Origin of the sequence: Corticibacter populi (assembly GCF_004217315.1) — a bacterium.
Classification (GTDB): Bacteria; Pseudomonadota; Gammaproteobacteria; order Burkholderiales; family Burkholderiaceae_C; genus Lampropedia; species Lampropedia populi.
Map to the genome: position 1 here is coordinate 477,122 of NZ_SGWR01000003.1, position 14,791 is coordinate 491,912.

14 protein-coding genes and 2 tRNA genes are annotated in these 14,791 nt (G+C 66.0%); 5 read left to right on the forward strand and 11 right to left on the reverse strand.

Annotated features, from left to right (window positions below; genetic code table 11):
• Positions 1–94 precede the first annotated feature (94 nt).
• Positions 95–1,105 carry a heat-inducible transcriptional repressor HrcA gene (gene hrcA, locus EV687_RS13040; RefSeq protein ID WP_122227872.1) on the forward strand — a complete coding sequence of 337 codons (1,011 nt, stop codon included), beginning with the start codon at positions 95–97 and terminating at the stop codon, positions 1,103–1,105.
• Between the two features lie 129 nt (positions 1,106–1,234).
• Here hrcA and EV687_RS13045 read toward each other — a convergent pair.
• The 7 genes from EV687_RS13045 to EV687_RS13075 form a co-directional block, all read right to left on the reverse strand.
• Positions 1,235–1,311, reverse strand: a tRNA-Ile gene (locus tag EV687_RS13045).
• A 196-nt stretch (positions 1,312–1,507) separates the two neighbouring features.
• A complete protein-coding gene (locus EV687_RS13050) occupies positions 1,508–2,158 on the reverse strand; it encodes a peroxiredoxin (protein WP_122227869.1) in 651 nt (216 codons plus the stop codon).
• A 186-nt stretch (positions 2,159–2,344) separates the two neighbouring features.
• A tRNA-Ala gene (locus EV687_RS13055) sits at positions 2,345–2,420 on the reverse strand.
• A gap of 75 nt (positions 2,421–2,495) precedes the next feature.
• A complete protein-coding gene (locus EV687_RS13060; protein ID WP_122227866.1) occupies positions 2,496–3,791 on the reverse strand; it encodes a TRAP transporter large permease in 1,296 nt (431 codons plus the stop codon).
• Entirely contained in the window at positions 3,784–4,296 is a 513-nt protein-coding gene (locus tag EV687_RS13065) for a TRAP transporter small permease (RefSeq protein WP_122227863.1), read from the reverse strand. The genes EV687_RS13060 and EV687_RS13065 overlap by 8 nt, the downstream gene beginning before the upstream one ends.
• Positions 4,297–4,440: 144 nt before the next feature.
• A complete protein-coding gene (locus tag EV687_RS13070) occupies positions 4,441–5,424 on the reverse strand; it encodes a TRAP transporter substrate-binding protein (RefSeq protein WP_122227861.1) in 984 nt (327 codons plus the stop codon).
• A gap of 426 nt (positions 5,425–5,850) precedes the next feature.
• Complete coding sequence (locus EV687_RS13075; RefSeq protein ID WP_122227858.1) at positions 5,851–6,528, reverse strand: GntR family transcriptional regulator; 678 nt, start codon at positions 6,526–6,528, stop codon at positions 5,851–5,853.
• A gap of 131 nt (positions 6,529–6,659) precedes the next feature.
• On the opposite strand from EV687_RS13075, the gene EV687_RS13080 reads away from it, so the two are divergent.
• The 4 genes from EV687_RS13080 to EV687_RS13090 are packed head-to-tail and all read left to right on the forward strand — an operon-like array spanning position 6,660 to position 11,141.
• Positions 6,660–7,430 carry a LamB/YcsF family protein gene (locus EV687_RS13080; RefSeq protein WP_122227855.1) on the forward strand — a complete coding sequence of 257 codons (771 nt, stop codon included), beginning with the start codon at positions 6,660–6,662 and terminating at the stop codon, positions 7,428–7,430.
• Between the two features lie 20 nt (positions 7,431–7,450).
• Positions 7,451–9,211, forward strand: a complete 1,761-nt coding sequence (locus tag EV687_RS13085; protein ID WP_122228948.1) for a 5-oxoprolinase subunit B/C family protein — start codon at positions 7,451–7,453, stop codon at positions 9,209–9,211.
• A gap of 23 nt (positions 9,212–9,234) precedes the next feature.
• The gene (locus EV687_RS19300; protein WP_278044259.1) at positions 9,235–9,369 is read left to right on the forward strand and encodes a hypothetical protein; all 135 of its coding nucleotides are present in this window, start codon (positions 9,235–9,237) and stop codon (positions 9,367–9,369) included.
• Positions 9,369–11,141, forward strand: coding sequence for an acetyl/propionyl/methylcrotonyl-CoA carboxylase subunit alpha (locus EV687_RS13090; RefSeq protein WP_122227852.1), 1,773 nt, complete (start codon positions 9,369–9,371; stop codon positions 11,139–11,141). The genes EV687_RS19300 and EV687_RS13090 overlap by 1 nt, the downstream gene beginning before the upstream one ends.
• A 139-nt stretch (positions 11,142–11,280) precedes the next feature.
• Here EV687_RS13090 and EV687_RS19040 read toward each other — a convergent pair whose 3' ends face one another.
• From EV687_RS19040 to EV687_RS13110, 4 genes are all read right to left on the reverse strand, one after another.
• Entirely contained in the window at positions 11,281–11,979 is a 699-nt protein-coding gene (locus EV687_RS19040) for a hypothetical protein (protein ID WP_207226452.1), read from the reverse strand.
• 65 nt (positions 11,980–12,044) lie between these two features.
• Positions 12,045–12,575 carry a DsbA family protein gene (locus EV687_RS13100; protein ID WP_122227848.1) on the reverse strand — a complete coding sequence of 177 codons (531 nt, stop codon included), beginning with the start codon at positions 12,573–12,575 and terminating at the stop codon, positions 12,045–12,047.
• A 40-nt stretch (positions 12,576–12,615) separates the two neighbouring features.
• Positions 12,616–13,110 (reverse strand): redoxin domain-containing protein, encoded by a 495-nt coding sequence (locus tag EV687_RS13105; RefSeq protein ID WP_122227845.1) that lies wholly within the window; start codon positions 13,108–13,110, stop codon positions 12,616–12,618.
• 174 nt (positions 13,111–13,284) lie between these two features.
• Positions 13,285–14,781 (reverse strand): XAC2610-related protein, encoded by a 1,497-nt coding sequence (locus EV687_RS13110; protein WP_130466514.1) that lies wholly within the window; start codon positions 14,779–14,781, stop codon positions 13,285–13,287.
• Between the last annotated feature and the right edge of the window lie 10 nt (positions 14,782–14,791).

Sequence of the window (14,791 nt, forward strand, 5' to 3'; positions counted from 1 at the left end):
CGCTTGATGGGGTGATGGGCATGGCCTGTCTGGCAGGTTCGGTCAAACTCGATGCCGAGCCCTTCAATCCCTGTAACAGTCATAAAATAGTCCCATGTTGGATGATCGCGCCAAGGTTCTGCTCACCACACTGATTGAACGTTACATTGAGGACGGGCAACCAGTGGGGTCGCGCACGCTGGCCAAATCCTCGGGGCTGGAGCTGTCGGCCGCGACAATCCGCAACATCATGGCCGACCTCGAGGAAATGGGGCTGATCGCCAGCCCGCACACCTCTGCCGGACGCATCCCCACACCGCGCGGCTACCGTCTGTTCGTCGATAGCATGATGACCGTCCAGCGCGAGCAGTTGCAGATGCGGGCGCCGGCACTCAGCCCCGACCAGCCGCAAAGGGTTATCGCCAACGCCGCGCAGATGCTATCGAGCCTCTCGCAGTTCGTCGGCGTGGTGGTGGCGCCGCAGAAGAGCACGGTGTTCCACCACATCGAGTTCCTGCGGCTGTCATCGCAGCGGGTGTTGGTCATCATGGTCTCGGCCGACGGCAATGTGCAAAACCGGGTCGTGCTGACCGATGCCGACATCTCCCAGTCGCACCTCACCGAGGCCAGCAACTACCTCAATGCGCATTACTCGGGCCTCTCCATCGATCAGGTGCGCGAGCGCCTGCGTACCGAGGTCAATCGCCTGCGAGCCGAGATCACCGATCTGATGCAGGCGGCCATGACCGAGTCGGATCCGCAGGGCGAGGCGCCGGAAAAGGATGTGGTGATCTCTGGCGAACGCAATCTGCTGGCCGTCAGCGACTTCTCGCGCGACATGGACAGCATCCGCCGCGCCTTCGACCTCTTCGAGCAGAAGAACCAGATCCTGCAACTGCTGGATGTGACGGGACAGGCCGAAGGCGTGAAGATCTACATCGGTGGCGAGAGCAAGATCGTGCCGGTCTCGGAGCTTTCCATCGTCAGCGCACCCTACGAAATCGATGGTCAGGTTGTTGGCACGCTGGGCGTCATCGGTCCCACGCGCATGCCCTATGAGCGCATGGTGCAGATCGTCGACATCACCTCGCGCTTGCTGACCAATGCGCTCAGCAGCCCGAAGTAGCGCTTCGATGAGCGTGAGTATCCACCGCTGACCATGGCCATGGAATGCCGCGGGAGGCAGATGCTTTCGCGCGGTTGCAAAACAGAAAAAGGCCTGGGGCTTCGGTCCCAGGCCTTTTTTGTTGTCACATGGTAGGGCGTGCTGGGCTCGAACCAGCGACCAAAGGATTATGAGTCCTCTGCTCTAACCAACTGAGCTAACGCCCCACTGCCTCTCCAGCGCCGCTCCTCCCAGATCGGCCAGCACGATGGCAAGCCGCGGATTGTACTGGTAACTGGCAAGCGTGCTTGGAGGCAAGGCGGGAATATTGTCCCGCCACTGGTGATTGGCATGAATCGTGTGGAGAGGGCTAGACGGGCGTTCGCCCCCTGGCATATCGCCTTTATCGAAGGGTCTGGAGGTTTACTTGTTGGGCTGCGGCGTCACGCGCAGATAGGGCTTGACGGCCTTGTAACCCTTGGGGAATAGCTTCTTGATTTCCTCTTCGTCCTGCACGCTTGGCAGGATCACCACGTCGTCGCCGTCCTTCCAGTCGGCGGGGGTGGCCACCTTGTGGCTGTCAGCCAGTTGCAGCGAGTCGATCACGCGCAGGATCTCGTCGAAGTTGCGGCCGGTGCTGGGCGGATAGGTGATGGTGGCGCGAATGGTTTTCTTCGGGTCGATGAAGAACACGCTGCGCACCGTGCTGGTGGCCGAAACGTTGGGGTGGATCAGGTCGTAGAGCTCGGCAACCTTGCGGTCGGCATCGGCGAGGATGGGGAAGGTGACCTCGGTGTTCTGCGTCTCGTTGATGTCGCCGATCCATTTCTGATGCGATTCGACCGGATCGACGCTGATGGCGATCGGCTTGACGCCGCGCTTGGCGAATTCGCCCTTGAGGGCGGAGGTACGCCCCAGCTCGGTGGTGCAGATCGGCGTGAAGTCGGCCGGGTGCGAGAACAGCAGCACCCAGTTGTCGCCGGCCCAGTCGTAGAAGTGGATGTCGCCCTGGCTGGAGTGTTGGGTGAAGTCAGGGGCCTTGTCGCCCAGCCGCAGGGTGGTGTTTGCACTCATCTTCGTTCCTCTGGAGTTCGAAAACTCCGATTGTCGGAGCCGTGGCCTCCCGATGGAACGAATCATTTCCTCTATTGACATTACCTCTGGTGATATGGGGTGGGTCACACCGTCTGCATGTTCGCTTGCCGAAGGGCTCTTCCCACGCAAAAAAGCCAGGCAGAGCCTGGCTTTTTTGCGGGTGTCTGGTGGAGAAGAGGAGGATCGAACTCCCGACCTCGTCATTGCGAACGACGCGCTCTCCCAGCTGAGCTACTTCCCCGACAGGGCGCCATCATAGCACCGCGCGCCGGCCGTTGCAGGGCCTGCGATGGCCGGCGCGCCTGCATTTCTCCGTTCACATCTTGTTCGGCAGCCAAGTGGCAATGCCAGGGAAAAGCCACAGGATCACCAGCGCCGCCACCATCAGGCAGAAGTAGGGCGCGCAGACGCGGGCGATGTAGGTGACCTGCTTGCCCGTCATGCTTTGCAGCACGAACAGGTTGAAGCCCACCGGCGGCGTGATTTGTGCGGTCTCGACGGTGATGACCAGGAAGATGCCGAACCAGATCGGGTCGATGCCGGCAGCGTGGATGATGGGCAGTACCACGCCCATGGTCAGCACGATGGTGGAGATGCCGTCGAGGAAGCAGCCGATCAGGATGTAGAAGAAGCCCAGCACCAGGATCAGCATGGCTGGCGAGAGGTTCAGGCCGCCGACGAATTCGGCGAGCTGGCGCGGCAGGCCGATGTAGCCCATCGACAGCGTCATGAAGGCCGCGCCGGCGAGGATCAGCGCGATCATGCAGTAGAGGCGGGTGGCGCCCAGCAGCGAGTCGCGGAAGGTCTGCCAGGTCAGAGCGCGCTGCGAGGCCGAGAGGATGAAGGCGCCCACCACGCCGATGGCGGCGGCCTCGGTGGCGGTGGCAATGCCGGTGTAGATGCTGGCGACCACGCTGGCGATCAGCACGACCACCGGGATCAGGTGACGTGACTCGTAGATCTTCTCCCGGAAGCTCATGTTGGTGTCGGCCTTGGGCACTTTCTCGGGGTTGAGCAGCGCCCACACCATTATCCAGCCGGAGAACAGTGCCGCCAGCAGCAGGCCCGGCAGCACGCCGGCCATGAAGAGCTTGGCGATCGAGGCCTCGGCCGCCACGCCGTAGACGATCAGGATGATCGAGGGCGGAATCAGCAGGCCAAGCGTGGCCGGGCCGCCGAGCGAACCGATGATCTGGGCGTCCGGGTAGCCTCGCTTCTTCAGTTCGGGGATGTTCATCTTGCCCACGGTAGCGCATGTGGCTGCCGACGAGCCCGACACCGAAGCGAAGATGGTGCAGCCAATCACATTGGTGTGCAGCAGGCGCCCCGGCAGCGCATTGACCCAGGGTGCCAGGCCGCGGAACATGCTTTCGGAGAGGTTGGTGCGAAACAGGATCTCGCCCATCCAGACGAACAGCGGCAGCGCGGTGAGTGTCCAGCTGCTGGCCGAACCCCATATGGTCATGGCCATGGCGTCGCCGGCGGGCCGGCTGGAAAACATTTCCATGCCGAAAAGCGCCACGCCCGCGAGCGTCAGGCCTACCCAGACGCCGCCGCCGAGCAGCGCGAACAGGACGACGACCAGCAGAATGCTGACGGTGACTTCACTCATGATGCGGCTCCTCTTCGCCGGTAGGGGCAGCCTGGCGCCGGCCCAGAATTTCCAGGATGAACTCATCGACGAAGGCGATGAAGAAGATCAGGGTGCCCACGGCCATCACGATCTGTGGAATCCACAGCGGCGTGGCATCGATGCCTACCGAGATGTCGTGGTACTCCCAGGACTGCCAGACCAGCCGGGCCGAGTAGAAGGCCAGAAAGCCCGACAGCAGCACCGCCACCAGCAGTGCGGCCAGCTCCAGCACCTTGCGTGCCTTGCCTCCCAGCATGCCGAGCACCAGCGTCACGCGGATGTGTTCGCCCTTCTTGAGGGTGCTGGCCAGAGCCAGAAAGCCGGCGCCGGCCATGGCGTAGCCGGCATAGGCGTCGGTGCCGGGAGCGGCAAAGCCGAAGAAGCGGCTGAAGATCGTCAGCAGCACCATCAGCAGCACGCCGATCATGGAAAGGCCGGCCAGCCAGCCGCTGGCGGCATACAGCCCATCGAGAAATTTACGCATGGTTCGCGTTCCTTCGGTTCCAGTCTGAGCAGGTTCTGAATGCAGCAACCAGCCGGTGCGGTCTGCGCGTTGCGGCTGGTTGCATGGTGTGCCGGTGGCGCCCGCCATGGGCAGACGAGCCGGCGGGCCCCAGAGCCTCCGGGCTTACTTGCTGGCCTGGTAGGCGTCCAGCATTTCCTTGCCTTCGGCGCCGGCCTTGTCGCTCCATTCCTTGAGCACGGTCTCGCCAACCTTGGCCAGATCGGCCTTGAGCTGCTCGGAGGGCTCTTCGATCTTCATGCCGTTGGCGCGCATCGTCTCGATGGACTTGGCATCGACGGCCTGCGATTCCTTCCAGCCGCGCTCCTCGGCTGCGGCCGCCGCCTTGCGCAGCGCTTCCTTGGCGGCATCATCTAGCGCATTGAAGGCACGCTTGTTGGCGACCACGGCATTCTTGGGAATCCAGGCCTGCACGTTGTAGTAGTAGCTCAGGTTTTCATAGAGCTTGTTGTCGGCGCCGGTGGCACTGGAGGTGATCAGGCCCTCGACCACACCGGTGGCCAGCGCCTGCGAGAGTTCGGCCTCCTGGATGGTGGCCGGCTGCGCGCCCACCAGTTCGCCGATGCGGGCGGTGGTTGGGCTGTAGACGCGCCACTTCAGGCCCTTGAGATCGGCCGCCGAGTTGATCGGCTTCTTGGTGTAAATGCCTTGCGGTGGCCAGGGCACCGAGTAGAGCAGCACCATGCCCTGCTGGTCGAGCTTCTTCTCCAGCAGCGGTTTTTGCGCCTGATAGAGCTTGAAGGCGTCTTCATAGCTGCTGGCCAGGAATGGCAGGCCATCGGCGCCGAAGATCGGCCACTCGTTCTGGAAGCTCACCATGAAGAACTCGCCGGCCTGGGCCTGGCCGCCTTGCACGGCGCGCTTGATCTCGGGCGCTTTGAAGAGCGAGGCGCCGGTGTGTGCGGTGATCTTCAGCACGCCATTGGAAGCCTCATCGACATCCTTGGTGAACTGCACCAGATTCTGCGAGTGGAAATTGAAGGCCGGGTAGGCCGAGGCCAGATCCCATTTGGTCTGGGCCTGGGCGCCAGCAGCCAGGCCGAGGCTGGCGGCCAGGGTGGCAGCGGCAAGAAGGGTGCGACGTTTCATGAGGGACTCCTGAAGAACGGATGACGAAAAGAAAACCAGGGCGCTCACGCCAGGCAGCCACGAAGACTGTCCATGCAAGCCGCCCAGGAAACATGAATCCATGCTGCCCGGACGCATGGCCGGCAGGGACCGGCGGATGGCCGGGGTGGCACGGGTCAGCGTTTCCTGCCCGGCACGGCCCAAAGACCATGCCAAGTGTGGACATGCTCGAACACAGCAAGTGTCGTGCCGGAAATTAGCACTTTTATAGAACGAAGGGTATCAGGGTAATCAACAATGCAATAAATTTTGTAGTTGCTATATTTGCATTGTGTTGGTGCATGTAATGTAGATTGTTCAATCATTATTGGTTCAATCTGGTGCATTCCATGCCTTTTTGTAGTGCAATGGGTGGGCGGGGCAGTCTGTCCGATGGACGGCTGGCGGCTACTCCAGCCGCCGTGCATAGACCGAGAGCACCATGCGCTCGGACTGGATCAGGTAGTTCTCAAGGGCCTGGGCGGCTGTCTGGGTCTGGCCGGCCTCGAACAGCTCCAGCAACTGGGCGTTCTGATCGACATACGGAGCATGCAGGAATTCAGGATCATCGAGCAGGCCGAAGGCCAGACGCAGCTCGGCCGAGATGTCCGAGAACATGGCCGAGAGGCGTTCGCTGTCGGCCAGCGCGACGATGCCGGCGTGGAAGGCCATGTTGGCCGAGCCCACCGCCAGCCAGTCGCCGGCGTCGCGCGCCTGGTAGGCCTGGGTCATGGCCTGCTGCATGCGCTTGTGGGCCGGATGGCGCGGCCAGGCCTGCGCCAGCGCCTGGCCCTCGATGAGGCGGCGCACGCGGTAGATGTCGATGATGTCGGCAATGGTGGGTACCACCACCGAGACGCCGCGGTTGGGTTCATGGTGCAGCAGCCCCTCCTTGATGAGGGTGCGGAACACCTCGCGCAGCGTGTTGCGCGAGATGTCGAGCTGCTCTGCCAGCTGCGCCTCGGAGAGGCGCTGGCCGGCGCGCAACTGACCGTGGATGAGTTGCTGGCGGATCGTCTCGGCCACCGTGTCGGTCAGGCTGGTGCTGGCACTGGCGGCGGGGGCAGGATAGTGTCTGGAGGGCATGTCGGGACAGGCTGAGCGGCAATGGATGGTGAAACGGGCCGCAATGGCGGCAGAATGTTTTTTGGCACGGGGATTGCTCAACAATCCAGGTGCACTTTTTTGATTTTCTCAATCGGTGTGAATGGTAAGGAATTGACATGGACTTGAACAGTGACCTCGGTGAGAGTTTGGGCCTCTGGCGCATGGGCGACGACGCCAGCATGCTGGGCATCGTTACCAGCGCCAACGTGGCCTGCGGCTTCCACGCGGGCGATCCGGCCGGCATTCTGCAGACCTTGAAGAAGGCCGCGGCCAATGGTGTGGTGGTGGGCGCCCATGTGGGCTACCCCGATCTGGTCGGCTTCGGCCGCCGCAACATGGACCCGAGCAGCGCCGAGCTGGTGGCTGACGTGATCTACCAGATCGGCGCGCTGCAGGGCCTGGCGAAGGCGGCCGGCACCGAGGTGCGCTATGTCAAGCCGCATGGCGCGCTCTACAACACCATCGCCCACGATGCGCGCCAGGCCGCCGACGTGATCACCGCCATTCTGGAGATCGACCCCGGCCTGGTGCTGATGGGGCTGGCAGGCACGCCCATCCTCGAATGGGCGGCCGAGCGCGGCCTGCGCACCGCCGCCGAGGCTTTTGCCGATCGTGCCTACACCGAAGAAGGCACGCTGGTCTCGCGCCGTGCCGAAGGCGCCGTGCTGCACGACCCCGAGCAAGTGGCCGAACGCATGCTGCGACTGGTGGAGACCGGTGAGATCGAAACCATCAGCGGGGCGCGGGTGCGCCTGGCTGCCGACTCCATCTGCGTGCATGGCGACAGCCCTGGCGCTGTGGCCATGGCGCGCCGCCTGCGTGAGCGCCTGGAGGAAGCCGGCGTGCCGCTGCGGCCGTTCGTGGATGCATTGGCGAACTGACGACCGGTGCAAAGATGAGCATGCGATTTCTGCCCGCCAGCGATACGGCCCTGCTGGTGGAACTGGCCGACCTGCACGAGACGCTGGCACTGTTTGAATCCTTGCAGGCTGCGCCGCTGGCCGGCGTGCACGAGGCCGTGCCGGCGGCGCGCACCATCCTGCTGGAATTCCATCCGCATCGGACCAGTGCTGCGCAGTTGGCCACCCAGTTGCAGCAACGTGCGTCGCGACTGGCCGGGATGCGGTCAGGCCGCCAGGCCGAACCGGCCGGGCGGCTGGTGGAGATTCCCGTCGATTACTGTGGCGAGGACCTGGAAGACCTCGCCAGCCAGCTGGGTCTGACGCCGGCCCAGCTCATCGAGCGCCATACCGGTTTTGAATACCAGGCGGCCTTTGCGGGCTTTGCACCCGGCTTCGTGTACCTGGCGGGCAACCCGTTCGGCGCGCCCATCCCCCGTCGCCTGACGCCGCGCACGAGGGTGCCGGCCAGCTCGGTGGCGCTGGCCGGCGACTTCAGCGCCGTCTATCCCAAGGACAGCCCGGGTGGCTGGCAGCTCCTCGGCATCACCCCCTGCCAAATGTGGGACATGCGCCGGGCCGAACCGGCACTGGTGCAGCCGGGGTTCCGGGTGCGCTTCGTCGACCAGGCCGGAGCAGGGCGCGGCATCCACCTGCCGGGCGAGGTGCAGGCGCCGGCTCCGGTCCCGGTGACTTTGCCCGGTGCTGCCGGAGAAGCCATCGGGGTCGCCGGCAAGCAGGCCGAGGCACCGCAGGTTCGGCCCCGCGCCGTGCCATGGTCCGCGCAACTGCGCGTGCAGTCCGCCGGGCTGCAGACGCTGGTGCAGGATCTGGGCCGCTTTGGCAAGACCGGCATGGGCGTCTCCGTCTCCGGCGCGCTCGACCGCGCGGCGCTGCGCGCGGCCAATCGCCTGGTGGGCAACCCCAGCGACGCCGCGGTGCTGGAGAACGCGCTGGGCCAGTTGCGCCTGGAATGCGCAGCGGGCGCGGCCGTGGTCGGCATCAGTGGCGCGCAGGTGCCGGTGAGCATCGTCACCGCCGCTGGCCAGCGCCTGCAGGCGGGCATCGGGGCGCCGCTGGCGCTCGATGCCGGTGACGTGCTGGAGATAGGCGCGCTCCAGGCCGGTGTGCGCGTCTACCTGGCCGTGCGTGGCGGACTGGACATCGCGCCGGTGCTGGGCAGCCGCGCCAGCGACACGCTGGCCGTCATCGGCCCCGCGCCGCTGCGTGCCGGCGATGTGCTGCACGTGGGCGAAGCTATCGCCGCATCGCAACTGCAGGCAGTGCCGCCGGCTTCGGATATCGCTTCGGCGGAGGCGACGGCGGCGCTGCCGCGGCCTGGCGAAGTCGTCACGCTCGATGTGGTGCTGGGGCCGCGCACCGATTGGTTCGCGCCCGAGGCGCTGGCCCGGCTGGCCGAACAGGAGTGGGTGGTAACGCCGCAGTCCAACCGCGTCGGCATCCGTCTGGCCGGCACCGAACCGCTGACGCGCCGCGCCGCGTTTGCCACAGCCGAACTGCCCAGCGAGGGCACGGTCGCCGGTGCCATCCAGGTGCCTGCCAGCGGCCAGCCGGTGCTGTTCCTGGCCGACCATCCGCTCACCGGCGGCTACCCGGTGATTGGCGCCGTGGCCAGCCATGACCTCGACCGCTGCGCGCAGATCCCGGTCGGCGCACGGCTGCGCTTTCGGGTGCTGGCGCCGTTTGCCGAGGTACGGCCTGCCCAGCAGACTGTGGCGCTGACAGCGGCGTCAACGGATTGATTCTTGAAGGAAATGGTGAAGTGATGAAAAAAATTCTGATCGCAAACCGGGGCGAAAGCCGCCGCGCAGCGGTGGCTTCTGCAGAACGCCGTGCCTGCGCAGCGGGCGACGGCGATCTCGCCATGACGGTGGTTGTATGGGCAGGAATGGTGAAGTGATGAAAAAAGTTCTGATCGCAAACCGGGGCGAGATCGCCGTCCGCATCGCCCGCGCCTGCGCCGACTATGGCGTGCGCTCGGTGGCGGTGTATGCCGATGCCGATGCCGACGCCCTGCATGTGCAGATGGCCGATGAAGCCTGGGCGCTGCAGGGTCAGCGTCCGGCCGATACCTACCTGGACATCGACAAGTTGCTGCAGATCGCGCGCCGCAGCGGCGCCGACGCCGTGCACCCCGGCTATGGCTTTCTCTCCGAGCGGGCCGAGTTCGCCCGTGCCGTGATCGATGCGGGCCTGACCTGGATCGGCCCGAACCCCGCGACCATCGAGGCGTTGGGCGACAAGGTGGCGGCGCGCAAGATCGCGCAGAAAGTCGGCGCGCCGCTGGTTGCCGGCACCGCCGAGCCGGTGCAAAGCGCGGGTGAGGTGCTGGCCTTTGCCGAGCAGCATGGCCTGCCCATTGCCATCAAGGCCGCATTCGGCGGCGGCGGGCGCGGCCTGAAGGTGGCCTGGCGCATGGATGAGGTGGCCGAGCTGTACGAGTCGGCGGTGCGCGAGGCCACTGCCGCGTTCGGGCGCGGCGAATGCTTTCTGGAGCAGTTCCTCGACAAGCCCCGCCACATCGAGGCGCAGGTGCTGGCCGACACGCACGGCAATGTCGTCGTGTTGGGCACGCGCGACTGCTCGCTGCAGCGCCGCAACCAGAAGCTGGTGGAGGAGGCGCCCGCGCCCTTCCTGACCGACGCACAGCGCCAGCGCATCCATGCCGCGGCGCATGCCATCTGCGCCGAGGCCGGCTATGTGAGTGCCGGCACCGTGGAGTTCCTGCTCAGCGGCAGCGGCCAGATTTCCTTTCTGGAGGTCAATACCCGTCTGCAGGTCGAGCACCCGGTCACGGAGGAAACCACCGGCATCGACCTGGTGGTCGAGCAACTGCGCATTGCCGACGGCCTGCCGCTTGCGCTGCGGGAGACGCCCGCGTCGCGTGGCCACAGCATCGAGTTCCGCATCAATGCCGAAGACCCGGGCCGCGGCTATCTGCCCACGCCCGGACTGATCACCGGGTTCACACCGCCCGCCGGCCCTGGCGTGCGGATCGACAGCGGCGTGGCCAGTGGCTCGCTGGTGCCCGGCAGCTTCGATTCAATGATGGCCAAGCTCATCGTCACCGGCGCCACGCGCGAGCAGGCGCTGGCGCGGGCGCGCCGGGCGCTGGCCGAATTCCGCATCGAGGGCGTGGCCTCGGTACTGCCCTTCCACCGCGCGGTGCTGCAGGATGCCGACTTCACCGGCGAGCAAAGCTTTCGGGTGCACACGCGCTGGATCGAGACCGAGTTCGCGCAGCGCATCACGCTGGCACCGCGCCCCGAGCCGCACGAAGCACAGCCCCTGGTGCGCAGCTTCATCGAGGTCGATGGCAAGCGCATGGCGCTGGGTCTGCCGGCGGGTTTGCTGCAAGGGGCTGGCGCCACCGTGGCCGCGCCGCTGGCCGCAGCAGCACCGGCCGCGGCAGCGGGCGCACCGGCTGGCGGGTTGGCAGCCGCCGCTGATGCAGGCGCCATCAAAGCGCCGATCACTGGCACGCTGCTGGCCTGGAAGGCGGCTGATGGCGCGGCCGTCAAGGCTGGCGATGTGGTTGCGGTGATGGAGGCCATGAAGATGGAGACCCAGGTCACCGCGCCGATGGCCGGCGTGTTGCAGCGCAGCGGCGCAGAAGGCAGCATGGTGGCAGCGGGGGATTTGCTCGGGCGGGTACAGGCCGAGACTGCCTGATCAGCCGTTCACGATCTTTTCGTGGGCCACGCGGGAGGTCGAAATGCAGTGGGCAGCGTGTCCCACGGAAAGATCGGGAACAGGTTCTGTAGCCCCCCGAGCGCCATGCGCCGGACAGCGGCTTGATGTACGAGCAGGTTCAGTGCGTCTCGCCGGACTGGTTGGCGCCGGCCAGGGCCGCGCCGCCCCCGATGCCTGCCATTCCCATGCCGCCACCGCTGCCGCCTCCACCGCCACCGCCACCGCCACCGCCACCATTGGCGCGGCCACCTGCGCTGTCGCCGCGTTTGCCCGCGCCGCCGCCGGTGTTCACGCGCAGTGGTCCCTGGTTGGGGATGGTGGTTTGGGCCGGAATCGGTGTCAGCCCCAGGGCCTGGCGGATGAAGTCGCGCAATGACACGACCAGCGCGGCCGTCTCGATGTCGCGCCCGGCCACCATTTCGCAGGCGGCCTGGGCGGCCAGTCGCACCTGTTCTTCGGTGCCCAGCAGAATGATGTCCGAGAGGGCCGCCTCCACGGCATCGCGGATGCGGCGGCGGCGTTCCGAGGTGCTGGCCATGCTGTCGATGTCATCGTCCGGCCCGGCCTGCTGGCGCAGTTCGCGCAGATGGGTGGGGTTGACGATCAGCTCGCCGGTGAAGGAGCCGCCCAGTGTCTTGTAGGCGGCGATCAGCACTTTCAGCCGTTCGTTGATCTGCCGGTTCTCGCGCTCGCGCCGCCGCTGGAAGGTCTGCATGAACGCCAGGCGAACCCCGACCATCACCAGGGTCATCAGGAGCAGGCCAAGCAGCGTGGTCAGGATGGTGGACCAGGAAGTGAAGTCAAGCAATCCGCGCATGGGAGGCAGGGCAGGGGTGAAGCCAAACAGGTGATGGGCGCGCGCCGCACGCGGCGCGGCGCCAGTCAGCGCGACTGCAGCAATTGTTCGACGGCATCGAGCAAGGTGCCGAAATCGTCGCCGGTATCGAAACGCTGGCCATTGAGGAAGAAGCTGGGCGTGCCATTGACGCCGCTGCGGATGCCGCCCTCCATGTCGTTGCGGATGCGTGCATCGAAGGCATCGGTATCCAGTGCCTGCTGCAGGCCGGTCACGTCCAGGCCCAGCGATTGGATAAGCTCGGCGTAGAGCTCGGGGCCCAGCGCATCCTGATTCTCGAACAATGCACGGTGCGCCTGCCAGAAGTGGCCCTGCGCCCCGGCATACTCGGCCACCACGGCGGCGTTGTAGGCCTCGGGATGTGCCTCTGTGAGCGGGAAATGGCGGAACGCGAAGGCCACGTCGCGGCCATGCCGCGCCAGCAGGCGCTGCACCACCGGGAAGGCCTGGCCGCACCAGGGGCACTGGTAGTCGCCGTATTCGACCAGCACGATCGAGGCCTCGGGATTGCCGGTGACGTGGTCATGGCTGCCAACGGGAATGCGCAGGGTGGACATGGTGGTTTCCGTTTCAGTGGAGGGGTGCGGGGAATGGGGATCAGAGCGCGTCCAGCGCATCGAGCACGCCATCGGCTCCGGGGTTGACGGCCACGGGCGAGAGATAGCTCCAGGCAATCTGGCCTTCGGCGTCGATGAGGAACAGCGCGCGCCGGCTGCTGCCGACGGTTTCGTCATAGGCGCCATAGGCGCGCGAGACGGCGCCCTTGGGCTCGAAATCGGCCAGCAGGTCGAAATGCAGGCCGCGCGCCTTGATGAAGGCCTGGTGGCTCCAGACGCTGTCCACCGAGATGCCCAGCACCTGGGTCTCTTTCTTCCGGAACAGCGGCAGTGCCTCGTTGAAGATGGCCAGTTCGTCGCTGCACACCGGGCTCCAGTCGGCCGGGTAGAACACCAGCACCACGGGCCGGCCGCGCAACTCGCTCAGGCGCAGGCTCTGGTCGGGTGTGGCGCGCAGCGAGAAATCCGGCGCCGGGGTGCCCGGCTGCAGGATGGTGGTGGGCGCACTGGCATTGGAAGCGCTGCTGGTGGTCATGATGATGGGCCTCGTTCGAACGGAAAACGTGGGAACACCATACACCGGAATGGTGAATGTTTGCGCACTGGCGGGACGGTGCCTGCCGGGACCATGGGCACGAGTGTGCCATTTTTCGTCCCGGTGCGGCCGGTTGTGCCGGGCGGCGCCTGCGCGGGGGCGGGCCCGCACCCGTCATGGCCCTGGAGCTGGCTTTGGCTTTGGCTTTGGCTCGGGCGCCGGTTCCGGCACCGGTTCGGGCGCGGCCTCACGGACTTCGCGGACTTCGAACACGCCGTTGACGAACTCGCCGGTGGTGGTGACGACTTCGTCGCCGACCAGACTTTCATCCCAACTCCGGACCAGCGTCAGCTGGCCATCGATGTAGCGGTAGGTTTCGCTGGCATGGCTGCAGCAACCGCCGCGCGCATGGGTTGAGATGGTTTGCGTGGCCGGGTCGATCTCCAGCTGCGTCATCCCGGAGAGGCGTTCGTCCCAGACGAAGCGGCCCTGCTCAGGCACATACAGGAACACGTTGTCGGTGCTGTTGGGGCCGGCGCCGCCGGAGTAGCCATTGACGATCAGGTCCGGCTGACCATCGAAATTGGCATCCACCAGTTGCACGGCATGCGCCTGGCTTTGCGGGTCCGTGCCATAGCCGCGGTCCGAGCCGAAGTCACGCAGCACCTGGTGGCGCCGGCCGCTTGGGCGGTCGATGACCTCGATGGCCCACAGTGCCACGCCCTCGTCATAGGGGGCGTCGTCGCCTTCCGTCGCGGCGGGCGGAAAACCGGCGCGGAAGCGGAACCGCCCGGTCTGTGCCTGCTGGGGTACCCACGCATTGCCCTCCAGCACATCGCGGTTGAGCCAGCCATGCCCGTGGCTGCCGTCCGGGCGCCAGGCATCCACCTCGTACCACTGGTCGTCGCGGGCCAGCACGGCGTAGAACGCCGGCCCTGGCATGCCGGTCTGCGCGGCATCCGGCCGTGGCCGCGCATGGAGGGGCGTGGCGGAGTCGACATACAGCACATCCCGGTAAGGGCGTGCCCGTTCCAGCTGAAAATGGTCGGTGCGGTGCGTGATGCGGTAATGGACCTCGACCTGTGGCTCGGCGGCGCGGCGGCATTGCCAGTCACGGCGGCAAGCGGCGGTGGCAGCCTGCTCGGGCGGGACGGTGGCCGGGCGCAGCCGGACCTCGGTCTGCTCTTTTTGTGGCGCCCAGGAAAGGCTGAAGGCCGCGGCCTGCCATGCCAGGATGGCTTCGTCACTGCCAATGCCGGTGCGGCAGAAAGGCTGGGCGCTGGAATGGTAGTTCCAGCCCGGGAACGCATAGGCGGGGCAAAGCCGGTTGGCGCTGTTGACATCGTACCGGTATGCCTCGTCCGTGAGGAACAGCAGCTTGTTGAGTGGCCCGAAGCCAGGGCCGAGCGGATCATCGGTGCTGCGCGAGACGATGGCGTAGCGAACCTGCGCCTGCGCGGGGACGGCATGGGCGAATTCCTCTGCCCAGATCTCGTTCTCGCCGCGGGGGAGGGGCAGGCTGGCATCGGGCTGCAAATGGCCCTGCGGCTCGATCCGGTACAGCCCGGGCTCCAGCAGCGTGGGCCCTGGCTCCTGCAGGTCATCGGCCGACGCGTGCAGCCACAGGCCACACGCCGCCAACGGACCCAGAAGAAGACGCCAGCGCAGCATGGCCACTGTC

What these genes read in the sequence shown, in the direction of transcription:
- hrcA (WP_122227872.1), top strand. Translation starts at nt 95, where the DNA reads ATGTTGGATGATCGCGCCAAGGTTCTGCTCACCACACTGATTGAACGT.
- EV687_RS13050 (WP_122227869.1), bottom strand. Translation starts at nt 2,158, where the DNA reads ATGAGTGCAAACACCACCCTGCGGCTGGGCGACAAGGCCCCTGACTTC.
- EV687_RS13060 (WP_122227866.1), bottom strand. Translation starts at nt 3,791, where the DNA reads ATGAGTGAAGTCACCGTCAGCATTCTGCTGGTCGTCGTCCTGTTCGCG.
- EV687_RS13065 (WP_122227863.1), bottom strand. Translation starts at nt 4,296, where the DNA reads ATGCGTAAATTTCTCGATGGGCTGTATGCCGCCAGCGGCTGGCTGGCC.
- EV687_RS13070 (WP_122227861.1), bottom strand. Translation starts at nt 5,424, where the DNA reads ATGAAACGTCGCACCCTTCTTGCCGCTGCCACCCTGGCCGCCAGCCTC.
- EV687_RS13075 (WP_122227858.1), bottom strand. Translation starts at nt 6,528, where the DNA reads ATGCCCTCCAGACACTATCCTGCCCCCGCCGCCAGTGCCAGCACCAGC.
- EV687_RS13085 (WP_122228948.1), top strand. Translation starts at nt 7,451, where the DNA reads ATGCGATTTCTGCCCGCCAGCGATACGGCCCTGCTGGTGGAACTGGCC.
- EV687_RS19300 (WP_278044259.1), top strand. Translation starts at nt 9,235, where the DNA reads ATGAAAAAAATTCTGATCGCAAACCGGGGCGAAAGCCGCCGCGCAGCG.
- EV687_RS13090 (WP_122227852.1), top strand. Translation starts at nt 9,369, where the DNA reads ATGAAAAAAGTTCTGATCGCAAACCGGGGCGAGATCGCCGTCCGCATC.
- EV687_RS19040 (WP_207226452.1), bottom strand. Translation starts at nt 11,979, where the DNA reads ATGCGCGGATTGCTTGACTTCACTTCCTGGTCCACCATCCTGACCACG.
- EV687_RS13100 (WP_122227848.1), bottom strand. Translation starts at nt 12,575, where the DNA reads ATGTCCACCCTGCGCATTCCCGTTGGCAGCCATGACCACGTCACCGGC.
- EV687_RS13105 (WP_122227845.1), bottom strand. Translation starts at nt 13,110, where the DNA reads ATGACCACCAGCAGCGCTTCCAATGCCAGTGCGCCCACCACCATCCTG.
- EV687_RS13110 (WP_130466514.1), bottom strand. Translation starts at nt 14,781, where the DNA reads ATGCTGCGCTGGCGTCTTCTTCTGGGTCCGTTGGCGGCGTGTGGCCTG.